General features: G+C 29.6%; 15 protein-coding genes and 1 tRNA gene. 7 read left to right on the top strand and 9 right to left on the bottom strand.

What is annotated here, in order from left to right; all coding sequences use genetic code 11:
- Positions 1-14 precede the first annotated feature (14 nt).
- The gene (locus FZC34_RS00150) at positions 15-410 is read left to right on the top strand and encodes a DNA polymerase III subunit chi (RefSeq protein WP_148971456.1); all 396 of its coding nucleotides are present in this window, start codon (positions 15-17) and stop codon (positions 408-410) included.
- A 213-nt stretch (positions 411-623) separates the two neighbouring features.
- Here FZC34_RS00150 and FZC34_RS00145 read toward each other — a convergent pair whose 3' ends face one another.
- The 5 genes from FZC34_RS00145 to FZC34_RS00125 form a co-directional block, all read right to left on the bottom strand.
- A complete protein-coding gene (locus tag FZC34_RS00145) occupies positions 624-1,454 on the bottom strand; it encodes a DMT family transporter (RefSeq protein WP_148971455.1) in 831 nt (276 codons plus the stop codon).
- Complete coding sequence (locus FZC34_RS00140; protein ID WP_148971454.1) at positions 1,451-2,887, bottom strand: ATP-binding cassette domain-containing protein; 1,437 nt, start codon at positions 2,885-2,887, stop codon at positions 1,451-1,453. Before FZC34_RS00140 ends, FZC34_RS00145 begins: the two co-directional genes overlap by 4 nt.
- Entirely contained in the window at positions 2,871-4,217 is a 1,347-nt protein-coding gene (gene gltX, locus FZC34_RS00135) for a glutamate--tRNA ligase (protein WP_148971453.1), read from the bottom strand. The genes FZC34_RS00140 and gltX overlap by 17 nt, the downstream gene beginning before the upstream one ends.
- Positions 4,218-4,453: 236 nt before the next feature.
- Positions 4,454-6,127: a single-stranded-DNA-specific exonuclease RecJ gene (locus tag FZC34_RS00130; protein ID WP_148971452.1), complete on the bottom strand. Its 1,674-nt coding sequence runs from the start codon at positions 6,125-6,127 to the stop codon at positions 4,454-4,456.
- Complete coding sequence (locus FZC34_RS00125) at positions 6,117-6,944, bottom strand: alpha/beta fold hydrolase (RefSeq protein WP_148971451.1); 828 nt, start codon at positions 6,942-6,944, stop codon at positions 6,117-6,119. Before FZC34_RS00125 ends, FZC34_RS00130 begins: the two co-directional genes overlap by 11 nt.
- A 70-nt stretch (positions 6,945-7,014) precedes the next feature.
- Between FZC34_RS00125 and FZC34_RS00120 the strand changes: the two genes are divergently transcribed.
- From FZC34_RS00120 to smpB, 4 genes are all read left to right on the top strand, one after another.
- Entirely contained in the window at positions 7,015-7,659 is a 645-nt protein-coding gene (locus tag FZC34_RS00120; RefSeq protein WP_148971450.1) for a hypothetical protein, read from the top strand.
- A 217-nt stretch (positions 7,660-7,876) separates the two neighbouring features.
- Complete coding sequence (mltG, locus tag FZC34_RS00115) at positions 7,877-8,938, top strand: endolytic transglycosylase MltG (RefSeq protein WP_187440043.1); 1,062 nt, start codon at positions 7,877-7,879, stop codon at positions 8,936-8,938.
- Positions 8,939-8,981: 43 nt separating this feature from the next.
- Positions 8,982-9,950: a dihydrodipicolinate synthase family protein gene (locus FZC34_RS00110; RefSeq protein WP_148971448.1), complete on the top strand. Its 969-nt coding sequence runs from the start codon at positions 8,982-8,984 to the stop codon at positions 9,948-9,950.
- Positions 9,941-10,372: an SsrA-binding protein SmpB gene (smpB, locus tag FZC34_RS00105; RefSeq protein ID WP_148971447.1), complete on the top strand. Its 432-nt coding sequence runs from the start codon at positions 9,941-9,943 to the stop codon at positions 10,370-10,372. Before FZC34_RS00110 ends, smpB begins: the two co-directional genes overlap by 10 nt.
- 147 nt (positions 10,373-10,519) lie before the next feature.
- Here the strand turns inward: smpB and FZC34_RS00100 are convergent, their stop codons facing one another.
- Positions 10,520-11,242 carry a division plane positioning ATPase MipZ gene (locus FZC34_RS00100; protein ID WP_148971446.1) on the bottom strand — a complete coding sequence of 241 codons (723 nt, stop codon included), beginning with the start codon at positions 11,240-11,242 and terminating at the stop codon, positions 10,520-10,522.
- Between the two features lie 134 nt (positions 11,243-11,376).
- On the opposite strand from FZC34_RS00100, the gene FZC34_RS00095 reads away from it, so the two are divergent.
- Positions 11,377-12,828 carry an Npt1/Npt2 family nucleotide transporter gene (locus tag FZC34_RS00095; protein ID WP_187440042.1) on the top strand — a complete coding sequence of 484 codons (1,452 nt, stop codon included), beginning with the start codon at positions 11,377-11,379 and terminating at the stop codon, positions 12,826-12,828.
- Between the two features lie 599 nt (positions 12,829-13,427).
- Here the strand turns inward: FZC34_RS00095 and FZC34_RS00090 are convergent.
- Positions 13,428-14,096 (bottom strand): lysophospholipid acyltransferase family protein, encoded by a 669-nt coding sequence (locus FZC34_RS00090; protein ID WP_148971444.1) that lies wholly within the window; start codon positions 14,094-14,096, stop codon positions 13,428-13,430.
- 42 nt (positions 14,097-14,138) lie between these two features.
- On the opposite strand from FZC34_RS00090, the gene FZC34_RS00085 reads away from it, so the two are divergent.
- Positions 14,139-14,224: transfer RNA gene (locus FZC34_RS00085), tRNA-Ser, on the top strand.
- A 488-nt stretch (positions 14,225-14,712) separates the two neighbouring features.
- Here FZC34_RS00085 and glmS read toward each other — a convergent pair.
- Both glmS and FZC34_RS00075 read right to left on the bottom strand, forming a co-directional pair.
- Complete coding sequence (gene glmS / locus FZC34_RS00080) at positions 14,713-16,494, bottom strand: glutamine--fructose-6-phosphate transaminase (isomerizing) (protein ID WP_148971443.1); 1,782 nt, start codon at positions 16,492-16,494, stop codon at positions 14,713-14,715.
- A 1-nt stretch (position 16,495) separates the two neighbouring features.
- Positions 16,496-17,755 carry an NTP transferase domain-containing protein gene (locus tag FZC34_RS00075; protein WP_148971442.1) on the bottom strand — a complete coding sequence of 420 codons (1,260 nt, stop codon included), beginning with the start codon at positions 17,753-17,755 and terminating at the stop codon, positions 16,496-16,498.

Here is a 17,755-nt window from a genome sequence, read left to right as displayed (position 1 = left end):
ATGGTAGATAAATTATGATTACTTATTTTTGCAATATAGATAAATCTGTAAGAAATTTATTTGAGCTAATTTACAAGTTATATAAATACAATAAAAGAATATTACTGATAACAAAAAATGCAGAAGATATGGATATTTTAAATGAAGCATTTTGGAAGTTTAGAAAATTTCTTCCGCATGGAGATGAAAATGATAAATATTTAAATGAGCAACCTGTAGTTTTAAGCACTCAAAAGCATAATATAGGAAACAATCATCATATGAAAAACATAAAATTTGATGTGCATATTTATTTCCACCATGCTAATGATCAGTATGATAGTGTAGAAAATATACTATGGAACCCACCTGAAGACAAAGCAAAAGGGAAAATATGGAAAGAAGAGAATGGAAAATGGAATATTGCTTAGAATAATTAAAGTGTCAGAATCAGCATAGCGCCATCTACACTCAAACAAATAACTCTCTATTCAAAAATTATTATACTAAGCATACTACTGTATCATTATATTATAATATCCAAAATTTATATTCAGCAATAAAACTACTATTTTTAACTCAAACTATGTTAAATTACAATAATTTTGAATATAAACCATATTTGATTGCAGTTTTTATAATTTCTATATAAAAGCAGAGCTAATGACAATAATTATACTTCCAATTACTTCACTTGCTGATATATGCTCTCCTGCGTAAAAACTCATTGCAGAAGCCAAGAATATTCTAAAATACTGAGAAGATGTAAATGTAGAAACTGGCAATTTTTTCAAAGAATAAATCATAATTAAATTATTAAAAGCACCTAAGATTCCAATAGGAATCAATATTCTCATATTCTCGAAAGTAAACATATTAGCAATACACACACTGTTACCCAATATTATATTTAGCAAAAACAATACAGGAATAATATATACATATAAATAAAATATTACAGTTATAGCATTTTCTTTAACACTTAGCTGTTTGATCATTATGCTATTGAATGAAACAAGTATATTAGCAATGAGTAAAAATCCTTGAAGCATAATATATTTATTTGCGAAATCTATAGGCCATATCGATACTATCACCCCTATATAACCCATAAATAGCATGATCCACTTCTTAGTAGAGATACTTTCCCTTAGTATTAAGAATGATAATAATGCACTAAATAGTGGTTCACTTAAAGATATAGATGTAGCACTTGCAAAAGGCAGGCTATTATATACCTTATAAGTAAGCAACACAGCGCAAGATGCAATTAATGCTCTCAGTAAATATACTTTATGGTTATACGTTTTCAATTTACGTATATTGAATGCAAATAATGGCATCAACGCTAAAAATGAAATACCAAACCTAACTAACGCCTTTACACTCGAATCTAGATTTACCTGTTTCATAAGAAATAGAATAGATACATAGGATGTAATATAAATAAAAGGGAGTATTCTATAAATAATCATTTGAACCTTTCTAAAGCAATGCTCTTATCACAAAAATCTAACTTATCCTGAGACAATATAATTAACCCAGTATTAATTAAGCATGATTTTAATCTATTAAATGCTTTTTCTTTACTCTGCTGAGATAACCCTAAGCAAAATTCATCCCAAACAATCCAATCTGGCTTATCTGTTATCAAGCATGAAATACATTCTTGTTGTAATTCTCCTTGAGATAAGTATTCTACTTTATTTTTACGCATTAGCAAAATATAATTCTGCAGATTCTGCAAACATAAACATCTCATAGTGCCGTCATAGCTTATCTGCCCTTTGGCATTTTTAATAGAGTTATTAATATAACGAAGTAATGTAGTTTTGCCAATCCCTGATTCACCATACAAACAAACAGACTCGCCTTTTTCTATACTAAATTTTATATTTTTTAATAATAATTTGTCCTCTGCTATGATTTTCTCAAATTTTAATTGGAGATTAAGGGATTTATCACATTGTAAATTTGTACTTTGATTGGCTAAAACATTGTGAATATACTGCTTTAAGCGTATATATCCAATTTTCATGACAGATATTTTTTGTATATTCTCACTAAAAAACATCATCCTAAATTTAATAGTTACTAAACAATGCACAACTTGCATAATAATCCCAATATCCCATGCTCCATCATTTGTAAAATAATACATTAGAAAATATGGCAATATCATACCAATATTATCATCAAAAAACTTCTGCAAAAAAGATAATGCAGACTTATATTTAAAATATCGTATCTTATTCAAAAATAAAGCATTAAAAATACTATAAATTACGTTTTTTAAAGCAGAGCTAAACCCATACTTTGCTTGGTGCAATTCATATACATCTGAGCGTAAATTTGCTTCATTCACCTCATCTATTTCTCCATAATATAGTGTATATTTTTTAATATATTTAGATAAAATATAATTGCAAAATAATGTGTAAGAAACCATTCCAAAAACTAGCTTAATACCAGATAAAAATGAAGTAACACGAAATAAAATCACAATAAAAATAATCAAAGAAATAGCATTTAAAATTAAATCTGAAATTAGCCTAACAGTATATGATGTGAATTCTTCTGTATCTTCACATAACCTTTGATCTGGATTGGCAATATCAATCAATGATGGCTTAATCTTTTCCACTAAATTATATGTAATGTTTTTGCGCCATTTAATAGCAATAGAGCACTCAATAAATTCTTTTATACTCATGCTAATATGAGATATAGCATTATATGCAACAAAAATAAAAATCAAATAAAGCAAATCTGCATTACGAGTTGCAAGTACAGAATAAAAAGAACTATACCAACCATTTATAACAAAGCTAATATACACTATTATTGAAATAGATAGCAAGTTAAGTAAAATTAAATATATAGGTATTTTTTTATAATTTAACAGCATGTCTCAAGGCATAGTCTAATCTATATTTTGATAATTCTGTACCTAAAAATTTAATCATATCGAAAATTCCTGGAGATATTTTTCTACCAGACAAAGCAAATCTAATAAATGGAGCAACATCTTTTAGTTTTATATTATGTTTCTTTAATTCTTCTCTGAATTCATTTTCTAATTCACTCGGGATCCAATTTTTCAAAAAACTTTGTATTTCTGTAGAAATTTCTGGAGTGCTAATATGATATTCAGGTAATTTATCTCCAAAAAAATCTTGAACCATACACTTTAATTCATTCATCGTATTAGCTCTGACTTTCAAGGAAGAAATTGATTTTTTCACCATATCACACTGAATACTATCAATGTCCAATTTCATGCCATTGCATAATAAAGAATAGAGTTCTGCGTCATCTTTATTGCGCAAATATACACTATTAATATGCAATAATTTATCCATATTAAGTTGAGCAGCAGATTTTCCAATATTTTCTAAATTAAACCACTTAATTGCTTGGTCTACGCTAATAATTTCATCATCTCCATGACTCCAACCCAGCCTCAGCAAATAGTTAAGCATTGCTTCAGGCAAAATGCCCATATCTCTATAGAAAGAGATACCAGAATCTTGATTCCTTTTAGATAGTTTTTTACCAATATCATTATGTATAAGTGGGATATGAGAATAATATGGCAATGTCCATTCTAGCGCTTGATATATAGCAATCTGCTTAAATGCATTAGTAATATGATCATCCCCTCGGATAATATGTGTAACATTCATCTTATAATCATCAGCAGCACACGCAAGTTGATATGTTGGGTTTCCATCCTGACGCAATAAAACAAAATCTTCTAATTGTTCACAATCAATCTTAATAGGTCCTTGAACAAGATCATTCATAACTATCTTTCCATTTAATGGCATTTTAAACCTTATAACATAAGGCAAATCTAAATCATTTATGTGATCTCTATATTTTCTCAACTGTTTATGATCATTACTTTCTCTGATTTCTGTTAACTCTTCAGGAGTTAAATAACATTTATAAGCTAATTTCCGCTCTAATAGATCATAAGCAATGCTCCTATGATAATCTACATTATTAGATTGATGCACAATTTCTTTATCCCAGTTTATATGCATCCACGACAAACCATCAATAATAGTTGTTAATGACTTATCATTTGAACGGCTTTGATCTGTATCTTCAATTCGTAATAAAAATTTACCATTATGAACTTTAGCAAATAACCAATTAAATAAAGCGGTCCTAACTCCTCCAATATGTAAATCTCCTGTAGGTGAAGGGGCAAAACGGGTAACAACAAGCATGCACTAGAAATATCATAGTATTTTAATGTTATAAAGTGCCTAATGGCCTATTGCTCAATAATGGACATAATATATAGAAAAATTACAAGAAAATATATAAATATATTATAGAAAAATACATGCATTATCACATGAAATATGCAGTAGTTTCACAGAAAATAATGATAATAAGAATATGACAAAGTATAGGTATATTGTAATTTATGTAGCACATATAACACTTATGCAACTATTTTTTATACAGCATAAAGATCGATAATATTCATTTTATTTCCCTCATCTACTTTTATAATTATATCTATAAACTTACCTATAGGTAGTTTTTCGTACAAATCACCCCATCTAAATGCAAATATGCTTTTTCTAAATCCATTTTCATTCAGATTCAACCTAACATGCTCATTGTACTTCACTGCATTTTCTAATAATATTTTCTTCACAATGACTTGAGGTGGATTATTTCCTATGCCAAATGGTGCTATTTTATCCACTGATATATTGCATACGGCTTTTAAACTCATATTCGCATCTATCTTAATTGTGTTCTCTGTATTCCCATATTTAATGTTTTCTATTATAAAATTTTTCCATTGTCCATAGTGACTCTGATGGATTGTCACTCCTCCAGCCATAGCATGACCACCACCTTCTTTTGCGAATTCTTTGCATACAGAATCATGAATTAATGACCCAATATTCACTCCATTAACTGACCGTGCTGATCCTTTCCAGAACTCTCCTTTTTTATATAAAACAAAAGTTGGCAAAGTGAATTTTTCTTTCAATCTTCCAGCTAAAATACCAACGATACCAGGATGCCACTGCTCATTCTCAACAATAATACATTTTTCTGGAGCAGCCATATTATCTAAGCTATTTAAGATTTCTTGTAAACAGGCTTGTTCAATTTCTTTTCTTCTACTATTTAATGCAATTAAAGTTCTTGATAACTCATATGATTCATGATCATTACATAGAAATCTTAATGCAATATTGGATTCTCCAAGCCTACCAGCTGCGTTAATGCAAGGACAAATATAAAACGCTACTTGAGATGCTGTGATTTGCCCTAATTTCAAATTTTCACATAAAAATTTAATGCCATCTCTTTTTTTCAGATTCATTAATTGCAATCCATATTTAACATATGCCCTATTAATTCCAGTTAATTCCATACAATCTCCAATAGTGCCTAATGCAACTAAATCTAATAAAGCTTTAAAATCAAACTGTAAATTCATTTCCTTTACTAAATTGAAAATAACAATAAATATTAATCCTGCTGTACATAATCCTTTGAAATTCTCTTGTGTCAATGGATTTATATCTAACCTATATGGATTTACAAAACCTAATACATTTGGATTCTCGCTAGTTTGGTGATGATCAATAATACATACATCACTTTCTACATCTGTAAAATCCTGACTACTCCCACAATCCAACACTAATATTAATGATGCATCTATCTTATTTATATCATCAATATTATGACCATATCCATCAGATCTATTGGGAATTTTATACACATAATCAATCTTGCAAAAATCAAATAATTTAATAAATAAGGCAGTAGAAGTAATGCCATCCACATCATAATCTCCTAATATTGCAACTTTCTCTTTATTTTGAATAGCACGTTTAATTCTTTGTACGACCAAACCCATATCTACCAGATTCTTATCCTGTAAATAATCAGATATTTTATCATTTAGAAATCCATGAATATTTGTAATACGATTCATGAGGAAAATTGACTCTAAGTTAGATAAGTCATAAGATTCTGCAACCTGCTTTAAATGGTTTGTATCTAATTCTTTTGGATAAATCCACATATTACCCTTGAGAGATATACTATCGCTTTGCGCAGAACTATGAGGATAGCATTGAGAAGAATTTTTAAGAGACATGCTTCATTTGGAACTGCTCCATAAATACTTCTGCATTATTAAAAATAGAGTTTGCCCAATTATAAATAAAATTAATCTGCTCTTCTTGATACATTAATATTATTTCATTATCTACATTGTAAACATCGATATATGAATTTTTAAGACTTTTCAGCAAATCCTGATCATCCATAACCAGTGTTTTACATTTTACACCTTCCAAATAGCTCAAAACATTACAATTAAAAAAATTATCTATCTGTGAAATGATTTTAATATGATAATTATTCACAAACATCTCATTCATTACCTTATATTTATCTAACATTATTTGATCCAGAATATTTTTATTAATCTTAGAATACTTTTCATAAATCGCTTCACGAGCATCTATAAATGTTTTATATTCAAATTCAATATCTAATATATCGATACTTTTATTTGTAAATTTCATAACATCAAAAGCAACCAACCCAAGAATAGGGCTAGAATTCAATTTTGCTAATTTTGCTCCTAAAATACCCCCTATACCTTGCCCAATCCAAATAACATGAGATGTATCTGCATAATTCAAAGCTGCCACACAATCATGTAAATATGCATCATACGAGTATTTTGTTAAATTATCACTTCCAGCATGACCAGAAAAATCAATTGCAATAACATTAAATTTATCTATGAATTTCTCAATTAAGAATTTCATATCTTTATGGTTTCCTAAAATATTATGCGCAAATACAATTGAAAACTTGCTCTTATTTTTACTATGAAACACATGAAAATTATGAAAACCATTATTTACGACTTTTTTGCATATCTTTTTTGACAATTCCAACATTTTATTATTTTTATTCTACTTTTTCATAACATACATTGCAATCTCTCATTAATATCAATAAAATTAGTTTATGCGTAAAATCATTTTATTTCTCATGTTTATCAGTCAAATTAACTCTATATCATTTTATATAGGACCTAGAATTGGCCTAGATATGAGCACCATAACACTAAAAGGAAAACTAAATGACACTATTAAAGAAATTAAAAACGTAATCATTGCAGAGAAAAACACAGGAAAACTTTCAAGTAGGTTTGTAATGGGATTATCATTGGAAAGCTTTTTTTCCGCTGGCATGCTTTCTGCAGGATTTTGTATTGATGCAAGCAGATCATTTAGAAAGAAAAACACCATTGAAACTCAACAATCAACACTTAAATATATGATAAATTCTAGCTCATGGACTTTAGGAGTGATGGGAGCGGCAGGATTGAATTTTTCATTATTTCGACTTCTATTTTTTGTAGGGCCTCATGGACAATATATGGAATCGACAGATGACTCTAAAAACACAAAGCATAAAGAGTGGCAATGGATACCTATGATTGGTATTGGACCTCAAATCAGATTAGGAGTCATGGTATTAGAGGTTAGATACTTACATCCAGCTCAGATTAATTTATTCAAGCAAGGGTCTAATACAATTAAGAACAGAGTGACATTCAACAAGAAAGGTATGGGGACATTATCTGTCTCTGCATTAATGAGAGTTTAAAAGCTAATAGTATTTTATATTAAATTTAATACATTTATCTTAAACAATAATTATAAATATGATTAATATAACTAACTGTGCAATAAAGTATATTCAGTATTTACCATACATAACAGATGCATTATTTGTTACCTGTATAATCTCAATTCTTTGCCGACCTTATAAATCTCATAAATATTCTGCATCATATTTCAAGTTATACTTTAGTTCATTCAGAATGCACTTTATTAAAGTGTTTGCTTTACTAACTGTAATGTGCGTTTTATTTCAACCAATTCACCATATTATATATATCAAACCTGGAGCATCTATAAGTGATAGATTTTTGGTTTTCCGCAGATCCATTCAGAAAAACCAACTGCAGAATATGCATGATAGTAAATCACACAATATGCATAATGAACAATATAAATCACCTTCTACTGCGCCATATTTTACCACTCCATTATTGATGCTAATCTTATCTAGCAATAAAGTATTTGACTTAAAAAGTGGCGAGTATAATCCTAAGAATATTGTACAATTTATATACCATATTATATTTCACAAATTTTACATGAGGAAAATAACAATCCCAGAAGGATTATCATCATTTCAAGTATGCCAAATCTTAGAAACAACCACTTATTTTAATGGTACAGTATCAAAGATTCCTGATGAAGGAACATTAGCCCCAGGAACATATATATATGCTCGTAATACTAATATCAATGATATGTTAGGAAAAATGAATAGAGATTTTATAAAAATGACTAATCAAATCTGGAGTAAATCTAAACAAAAATATTGGAATAATAAACAAAATTGGATTATATTTGCATCTATTGTTCAGAAGGAAGCTAAAAATTTTGATGAAATGCACATGATTGCCACAATATTTCGTAACAGACTTGATAAGAACATGAGACTAGATGCTGACTCAACTGCTTCATATGCAATAACTAAAGGCAAAACCCATATATCTAGAGTAATGATAAAAGATACAAAAATACAGTCTCCATACAATACTTATGTCAAATATAAATTACCAATAGCACCAATCACAAATCCTGGATATGAAGCATTAATTGCATCAATTAATCCTCAGCCAAGTAAAAAATTATTTTTCCACCATCGTAGCGGTACAATTATTACTTCAGAAAAGTTCGAAGATCATATTAATTCTATTAATACAATTAAGCCAATAATAAATCATAAAGTAATAAAAAAATCAGCAAGCAATATGAAACTATCAAAGCCAAAATACCAAACTCTGATTACAAAATCATATAAACCTTAAAAATCTTATTGAAAATATTAACAAAAAGTTAGACAGTACTGTTATGCAAAATAATTATGTCGCCATTGTCACTCCATTTTTAGATTCTGGAGAAATTGATTTTCCATCCTTAAACAAACTCATAAATCACCTAATTCAAAATGATATTAAAGGAATCGTAGTAGGTGGCACAACAGGAGAAGGAATTTTACTCACTGATACTGAAAAATCTGAAATGCTACAATACATAAATAACCATTTCCCTGATATAGATGTGATTGGATGCTATTCATCAATGGCTTTATATCACTATAATGCAAATACATACCGCTATTGTGATAAAATTCTACTATCCCCACAATATTTTATTAAACCGAATTTACAGTCTAAGTTAGATTATTTTCATAAAGCATCGAATTTATTACAGCAAGATGATTTTCTCCAGAAAAATATAATTATTTATAATAATCCTTCAAGATTCTCTACTATTATTGACCCAGAATTATACGACGAATTATATAAAATAAAAAATATTATTGGAATCAAAGAATCTGGAAACATAGTAGATATTACAAAATATAAAAAATGGCAGTGGTTTGGAGGCAATGATGATGAGCTAGAAGATTTTATGAATATAGGATTTACAGGAATGATTAGTGCAGTTGGCAATATATGTCCTCAAATGCTTGCTCAAATACAGGGAGAAGCACAAGAAAACACACATAAAGTTTCCATAGAATCATCTCATCATATAACACATAACAAACCTTCTGCTATCAATACTCAGATCCATAAAGAACAAAAACAAAACATTCCACAAAACTCAATTCTGCAATCAGAACAAACATTACAATTAAAACGCATACAAACTTGGAAACACATTTCGCAACTAGTATTTTCAGTACCAAGCCCCCTATTTATTAAATACTATTTATACAAAACAGGCATAATACAATCATATAAGACCAGATTTCATATTATTGACACACAACTTGAAAATGTATTCGCGAAAGTACAATCACTATGCTGTTAAACCGTAAAGCCAGATTCGACTACACAATCTTAAACTCTTTTGAAGCTGGGCTAGTACTATTAGGAGGAGAAGTAAAGGCTATTAGAAATGGAATGGGAGATATAGTAAGGGGGCATGTTATGCTACACGATAATGAAGCATGGTTAATGAATATGTTTATACCTATATATAAAAATTCCACTATTGAATATGACACTACTCGCAATCGAAAATTACTCCTTAAGAAAAAACAAATCAGGTCATTAATTGGAAAGATCAAAGAAAAAGGACTAACATTAGTTCCATTAAAGCTATATTTCGTAAGAGGATTAGCCAAAATTGAAATAGGAATAGCAGAAGGAAAGAAGAAATTTGATAAGCGCAAAACTATCAAAGAAAGAGATTTACGAAGAGAAGTTGAGCGTACTAAATTGAAATATTGAAAAAATCATACTCGCAACATTAAAATTACAACTTTAAGAATATTATGCATAAATCAAAAAAAATGTTTTCTGAATTAAAAATGCTCTGAATAACATGTTTAAAATTAAGTACACGCTCAACTTTAAATCACTGCAGTTTAAACTACTTCAATTATTCATGCTATTTAATTTAAATACTATAGATCTAATCTCATTTTTAGCAGCAATGCTAGATATTGTTAGTTTGGATTTAGGCAAGTCAAATACAGTCCTACCATTATTAAATAACTCTTTAAATACTACTCGATCTTTCACCCCTGGACATAATGTAAACCCAAGAGTTTTCTGCATCTTCTGCAATAATAATAATACTTTTCTTTGGTTGTTTGTAACCCTTACATTTAACTTGTTTGGAATAACAATCCATTCTAATTGCTTTCGCTTATTAATTAATTTATGCTTCCTTACTTCCCAGATCATACTTGCATAACACCCTGGAGTAAATTTTTCATCCTTAGGGTCAAATTGACCAATCACATCCAGATCAAGCCTACTATCACTCACAGGAGTAAGAAATATATCAATAAAACCATAAAGTTTCTTAGTTGAATCATTAATATTTCCAGGAGTATCTATAATAATATAGTCATAATGCTGATTTTCAGAAATCACTTGTTGTAGATTATCAATGTTGTCTAATTTTATATATTCAAATTTATTCTTCAAAGCATCTGATCTATTCTTGAAGTAATTATGCAGTGTATATTGCGGGTTATCTATATCTATAGCAAAAACTTTATGCCCATTTTCACTTAAAGCTGTGATGAGATTTGCAGATATTGTAGATTTACCTGTTCCACCTTTTATGTTACTGATCGCGATTATTTTCATTTTTACCTTATCACCCGATTATAATGTAATTGATGATCTTGATGAAGGGGTTGCAAAAAACAAATTTGTTGTTAAGAATTATAATATAGTTTATGTTAACATTGTTCACTTTTTTACAGAGAATAAAATGCAGTATGAAACTTCTATTCCCAATCAAAAAATCAGAATTAAAACTTTTTGTTCCTATATCTTTATTAATGCTGTTGATTTTATTTAATACTTCAATCTTCAAAACATTAAAAGATACATTAATGATAGCTGATAAAAATTCTGGAGCTGAGGTTGTAAATTTCCTGAAGATCTTTATAGTTGTGCCCTTATCTTTCTTGTTTGTATTCTTATATAGCAAAGCGTGTAATTGGGTAGATAATCGAGTTATATTTTATTATGTCATTGGATTTTTCACATTATTCTTCCTAATATTCACATTGTACTTATATCCAAATAAGGAGCTTTTACATCCATCTCCTGATCATATCGAGTATTTGAAATTATTATACCCACGCCTAAAGTGGGTTATGCCAATTTACGGGTTATGGACCTATTCATTGTTTTATTCTTTTGCTGATTTATGGTGCAGCATGTGTTTAAGCTTGCTTTTCTGGCAGTTTGCTAACCAAATTGTTTCTAAAGAAGATAGTAGACGTTTTTATGGGTCATTTGCAATTATAGGATATTTAGGCTTGATATTTGCAGGGTATACAGTGAAAACTATATTTCACTTGGAAAGAAGCTCTGTTAAATTAAATAGGAATATAATTCATGATTCATTATTTGACTCACAATTGAAGTGGATTTTATTTATTACAGTGATATGTAATATATGCATAATAGGCTTATATTTCCTAATCACAAAATATGTTGCGCATGATAATGTGAAATACACTGTCAAAAAATCCAAATTATCTTTGATGTCGAGCTTCAAAGTGATTTTCAAACAAAAACAAGTTATGTACATCATGCTTTTAGTATTTTGTTATAATTTCAGCATTAATATTGTTGAAACAACTTGGAAAGCACAATTAAGGAAATTTGCATATAATAAGTCTAATTTTATCCTATATATAGGAACTATTAATCAAATAGTAGGGTATACAACTATCGCACTTGGATTTTTATCCAATATCTTGTTCCAGCGCTATAGCTGGCTGTCTTGTGCAATGATTACACCTATCTTTGCTGGATTTACTTCATTGCTATTTCTTACATTTATAGGGATACAGTATTATGGTATAAAATATATTTTTGGAATATCTATCATTGCTATATGTGTTTTTGTTGGTATTGCCCATAATGTTCTAAGCAAAAGTGGTAAATATGTATTTTTTGATCAAACAAAAGAAATGGCTTATATGTCATTAAGTGATGAAATTAAAACAAAGGGCAAAGCTGCTGTTGATGTTGCTGGAAGTAGGTTGTCAAAATCATTAAGTGGTCAGGTGCAGGCATTGCTTTTGATATTAATTCCTAATTCTTCACAATTAAAAATCTTCCCATATCTAGGCATAATTTTATGTTTTATATTTCTATTATGGTTCTGGTCATTACGCAAGTTATCTCAAACCATGATTAATGTAAATAAGTAAATTCAACCTCACTCTTAAATCACTCCATTACTTCGTAATATATTATCTTCTGAATTATTATAAAGATCAAAATTTACTAATAGTCAAAAGCTATTAATTCTTAGCTTACTGATATAATCATAAAACCTACTAATACAAAATCAAATTCTGTTAATAAAAGAGTCAAGTTTTTATACCACAAAGTTACTTTCATATTATAACTTGGTTGGTCCATATTATTCCTACTAATACTTGCAAAATTAAACATGAAGCAACATCTAAAATAGCATTTATATAAACAAGATGATCCGTGATATGTTAAAAGCATGCTGTATTAGATTCACTTCTTGGTTTATGACAGATATATTTTAAAATCAAGAATATATAAATAATAAGTAAGCAACATTAAGCATATTACAAACACTAATTTGCTACCCTATAACAACCTTATAAACGAGAATTATCAATACTCTAACAAACAAAATCTATATCCGAAAATTGACTAGATATTATCCACTATAAAACTTGCTAAATGCATATTATTAATTCCCAGCCTAATGCCTATTCAATAGCTACTTGAAATACATTTGATCTATTTAAATTAATATATTGAAGTCATATTATTTCAGAGCAACACTTTCGATCTTTTCTCTTACTAAATCTGGATCTGGATCCACTGCTTCATGAAAATGAATATATATATCACCAGTTTTTTTAATAAACCCTGGCCCTTTCCATATTTCACCTGAATTTGTACTAACAGGATATATTTTCATATTTAAATTTTTTGCTAATCTGAAAGCTCCAGGCTTATAAGAAACTTTGCCCCCTATTGGAACACGAGTCCCTTCAGGAAAAATCACAACTTGCTTGCCTTTCTTTAGCTCTTCTTCAGCTAAAGCCTGCCAGTTTTTATTAAACTTACTCCTATCCACAGGGATCATTCCCATTTTTTTAAAGTATAAATTGAATATTGGAATATTCATAATACTTGATTTCATTATAAACACAGATTTTCTTAACGATGCAAAAACCAATATGATTTCATAATAAGATTGATGATTTGGACAAACAATAGCAGCTCCTGTAGAAACTGCATTGCCATTAAGAACTGAGCTTCTTACTCCAAATAAACGCAAAATAAAAATTATAATGCGTGCCCAGGCTTTTACATATTTATACGTCAACATATCACTAACTAAAACAGGCAACCCTACGATAAAATATATGGTTGAGAATGCATAGAAAACAGACATAAAAGCGATTGATCTCAAATAATAAATAAACATACCTCTTACAATATCATATGTTTTTCTGCTATTATAGATGTTGGATAGATGGCTGAGTGGTCGAAAGCACCGGTCTTGAAAACCGGCAGATGTTTTTCATCTCGTGGGTTCGAATCCCACTCTATCTGACCTTCAAGAACTGCTATATTAGGAATTAAACTATAAGATCATGGAACATAAATGTTTAACGTGGGCCAAGATCGAATAATTGACCAAAGCGAGATTATGAGATTAAATCCCCACTCTATCACCCTAAAAAATCAAAATGTTTAGAGTCAAGTAATAAATACCATGGAATATGGAAGCCTAACATGAGCATGATTTGCATCAATGAACGAGTAAATTATGAAAATTACACCCTATTTTTTCTACCTGATCAAAAAACCATAAACAATATAACCCATAATTTTGAGAAGATATAGAAATTCAATTATAAAATAATCTACCAATTTACACCTTGCCCTTCTTATAATATGCAGAAAAAACAAAAGATCTAAAAATATGTATGATTATGCAAATTGATTTGGTCAAATGAATTATAAAGATTACTATCTCACTCAATCCAACCCACTAAAATAGTTAATAATAATCTATGCGATTTCTAATTAACCATACTCTATTCTACTGTGACAGATTTAGCTAGATTTCTAGGCATATCAATTGAATTGCCCTTTCTTACAGCTAGCTTATACGCTAACCATTGCATAGGAAGTACATACAAAAATGGAGCTAGATCTTCATCTATATATGGCATTTTAATTGAATAGTGTATATTTTTGAATTTTTCAGGTTGATCGCTAATAATAATTACCTTTCCACCCCTACTCTGAACTTCTTCAACAGAAGATAACATCTTCTTCCATAAATGACTTGATGATGGAGCTAAAAACACAATTGCTTGCGATGCATCTTGATTGATCATTGCTAATGGACCATGTTTTAACTCACTTGCGCTAAATGCCTCAGCATGAACATATGCTAATTCTTTGATCTTTAAAGCTCCTTCATATGCAATTGGAACCAAATTACCTTTAGCTAATATAAACAAATCATGAACATTAGAGCATACATCAATTACTTCTTTACTATATTCTGGTAATAAATCAATAATATTTGACATCTTCGCAAATACATCCAGCAACTCATTTTGTCTATCAATACCAGCTAATTTATTAGCCCATAAGAATAGAGATAGCATTTGACCTGTCATAGCCTTAGTAGAAGCAACACTCACTTCTTGCCCAACAAAAGTAGGAATAATATGATTGACGGATCTGGATAATGTACTTCCTAATGTATTCACAAAACCTATAGTGCTTACTTCTTTATTTTGGATTCTATCTAACACTGACAATGTATCAGCTGTTTCTCCAGATTGTGATATTAAAGCTATTGTTTTACTATATCCTTCAATATTCTGCCACTCAGAAGACATATTAATTCTACATAATATCTTGGCATACTTCTCAATCCAATACTTACCTACATTACCGGCCAAATACGCACTGCCACACCCAATAATATCAATCAAATTAGGCTTCAGAGATGGCCATGTAAATGTATTGTTTAGTTTATGTAATGCATTAGACAAAACCATAGGTTGAGTATCAAACTCATGCTCAAACCATGTATCATGAGATTTTTCTGAAATTTTTGGAGACTTAATAATATGTCTTTTTTTGTTTATATTTCCAGGTTTTATCTCATACTTCCCATTCTGTATATATCCATATTGCCCATTATTAATATCAATCACATGATCTGACAGTTCAGATAAGGCCAAACAATCTGATGCTATTGCTGCAAATTCATCAGAAACTGCAATAGATAATGGACTTAACCCTTTCCTAATAAAAAACACTTTATCACTATGATTCAAATCTAAAAATGCAACTGCAAATGACCCTTCTAAATTCTCACATAACTTATTAAATGCATAATCCCATTCAAGAACACTTAAAGAATCAGATTTGTCATTATCATCTTTCTGTAAATTTTTATATTCTTCTAAATACTCATATGCCAGCTTTAATATTACTTCAGTATCAGACCCTGTTTTCCATTCATAATCAGCATACCTATCTTTAATTTCTGAATAGTTTTCTATAATTCCATTATGTACAATGGCAAGATTTTCATATACAAAAGGATGTGTGTTTTTTATACTAATACACCCATGTGTAGCCCAACGGGTATGGCCAATTCCAATTTTTCCATTTGAATAATTTTTCTTCAAATTACTCACTGATCCAGTTTGCTTATTAATCTGAAAATCATCATCTTGAATAACTGCTATACCACAAGAATCGTACCCTCTGTACTGCAAATATTCCAATCCATCATAAATCTTCTCACATACATTGTCATCTTTATGAACAATACCTATCAAACCACACATATCAAACCTTTCTCTTATATTCTTTCTGATCAGCTCTTGCTACCACCAGGCATTTTGAGCTTACATTTTTTGTAACAACACTACCAGCACCAACTTTTACATTTGATCCTATATCAATTGGAGCAACGTAAGAAGTATTTGCACCTAAAAAGCTATTATCCCCTATTATTGATTTATTTTTCTTTAACCCATCATAATTACAGAATACAGATCCAGCCCCAATATTAACATTTTCCCCTATATCAGCATTTCCTATATAACTTAAATGTTTTGCTTTAGTATTACTGCCAATGTAACTATTCTTTGTTTCTACAAATGCCCCAATTTCTACATTCTCATCCATATACGTTCCACTTCTAATATTTGCAAATGGACCTATAACAGAATTTGCACCAACAACACTAGATTCTATATGAGAAAATGACTTTATCGTACTGCCAGATTTTAAAATCACATCTTTCTTAAATACAACATAAGGATCAATTTGAACTTCATGCTCTATTACAGTATTTGCAGAAAAGTATACAGATGTAGGATCAAGCATTAAAGCCCCTTTATCTATAGCATTCATACGAAATTTATTTTGTAGAATCTGCACAACATTAACATAATCATTTCTCGTATTTATACCAATATCACTCTCAGATTCTACCATTCCAACCTTGAACCCCATATCATTGGCAATTCTAACACATTCTGTCAGATAGTACTCTCCATGAATTACAGGTATTTGCCTGAGGAAGTCATGTAGATATTTTCCCTTACATAGCATCCATCCAGCATTTCTAAACTTTGTATTATCACAACTTACAGTTGCCTCTTCTATCTTCATCACATTATTATGCTCTAACTTAATTCTTCCATACGAGTGATTATTACTGGATTCAGACTGAACACCTCCAATCACAATAACATTATCTTCTAGTTTATTTAAAGCTTTCTGAATTGTAATTTTATCTACTAAAGGACAATCTCCAAGTAAAATCAAGATATCATCATTAATAGATTCAGAAATCACGGCCTGCACAGCTGCTCCTGTGCCCTTTTTATCTGATTGAACATATATATTACACTGTGAAACATCTAGCATATCTAAAGCTTCCAAGCCTTTTTTTACAACTAAATTAATATTTTTTATTCCTAAATCTTTGCATAAATTAATTGGATAATCTAATACACGTTGTCCACATAAATCTACAAATAATTTAGACTTTTTGCCAAATCTAGTGCCTGATCCAGCAGCCAAAACAATTCCAATCAT

It is taken from the genome of Candidatus Cytomitobacter primus (assembly GCF_008189405.1).
Taxonomy (GTDB): domain Bacteria; phylum Pseudomonadota; class Alphaproteobacteria; order CAJXXZ01; family 1604HC; genus Cytomitobacter; species Cytomitobacter primus.
This window is presented reverse-complemented; position numbering and strand designations above follow the sequence as displayed.

Bases quoted from the DNA above. Each gene is read 5' to 3' on its own strand.
- FZC34_RS00150 (WP_148971456.1), top strand. From the start codon at position 15: ATGATTACTTATTTTTGCAATATAGATAAATCTGTAAGAAATTTATTT.
- FZC34_RS00145 (WP_148971455.1), bottom strand. From the start codon at position 1,454: ATGATTATTTATAGAATACTCCCTTTTATTTATATTACATCCTATGTA.
- FZC34_RS00140 (WP_148971454.1), bottom strand. From the start codon at position 2,887: ATGCTGTTAAATTATAAAAAAATACCTATATATTTAATTTTACTTAAC.
- gltX (WP_148971453.1), bottom strand. From the start codon at position 4,217: ATGCTTGTTGTTACCCGTTTTGCCCCTTCACCTACAGGAGATTTACAT.
- FZC34_RS00130 (WP_148971452.1), bottom strand. From the start codon at position 6,127: ATGTCTCTTAAAAATTCTTCTCAATGCTATCCTCATAGTTCTGCGCAA.
- FZC34_RS00125 (WP_148971451.1), bottom strand. From the start codon at position 6,944: ATGTTGGAATTGTCAAAAAAGATATGCAAAAAAGTCGTAAATAATGGT.
- FZC34_RS00120 (WP_148971450.1), top strand. From the start codon at position 7,015: ATGCGTAAAATCATTTTATTTCTCATGTTTATCAGTCAAATTAACTCT.
- mltG (WP_187440043.1), top strand. From the start codon at position 7,877: ATGCACTTTATTAAAGTGTTTGCTTTACTAACTGTAATGTGCGTTTTA.
- FZC34_RS00110 (WP_148971448.1), top strand. From the start codon at position 8,982: ATGCAAAATAATTATGTCGCCATTGTCACTCCATTTTTAGATTCTGGA.
- smpB (WP_148971447.1), top strand. From the start codon at position 9,941: ATGCTGTTAAACCGTAAAGCCAGATTCGACTACACAATCTTAAACTCT.
- FZC34_RS00100 (WP_148971446.1), bottom strand. From the start codon at position 11,242: ATGAAAATAATCGCGATCAGTAACATAAAAGGTGGAACAGGTAAATCT.
- FZC34_RS00095 (WP_187440042.1), top strand. From the start codon at position 11,377: ATGAAACTTCTATTCCCAATCAAAAAATCAGAATTAAAACTTTTTGTT.
- FZC34_RS00090 (WP_148971444.1), bottom strand. From the start codon at position 14,096: ATGTTTATTTATTATTTGAGATCAATCGCTTTTATGTCTGTTTTCTAT.
- glmS (WP_148971443.1), bottom strand. From the start codon at position 16,494: ATGTGTGGTTTGATAGGTATTGTTCATAAAGATGACAATGTATGTGAG.
- FZC34_RS00075 (WP_148971442.1), bottom strand. From the start codon at position 17,755: ATGATTGGAATTGTTTTGGCTGCTGGATCAGGCACTAGATTTGGCAAA.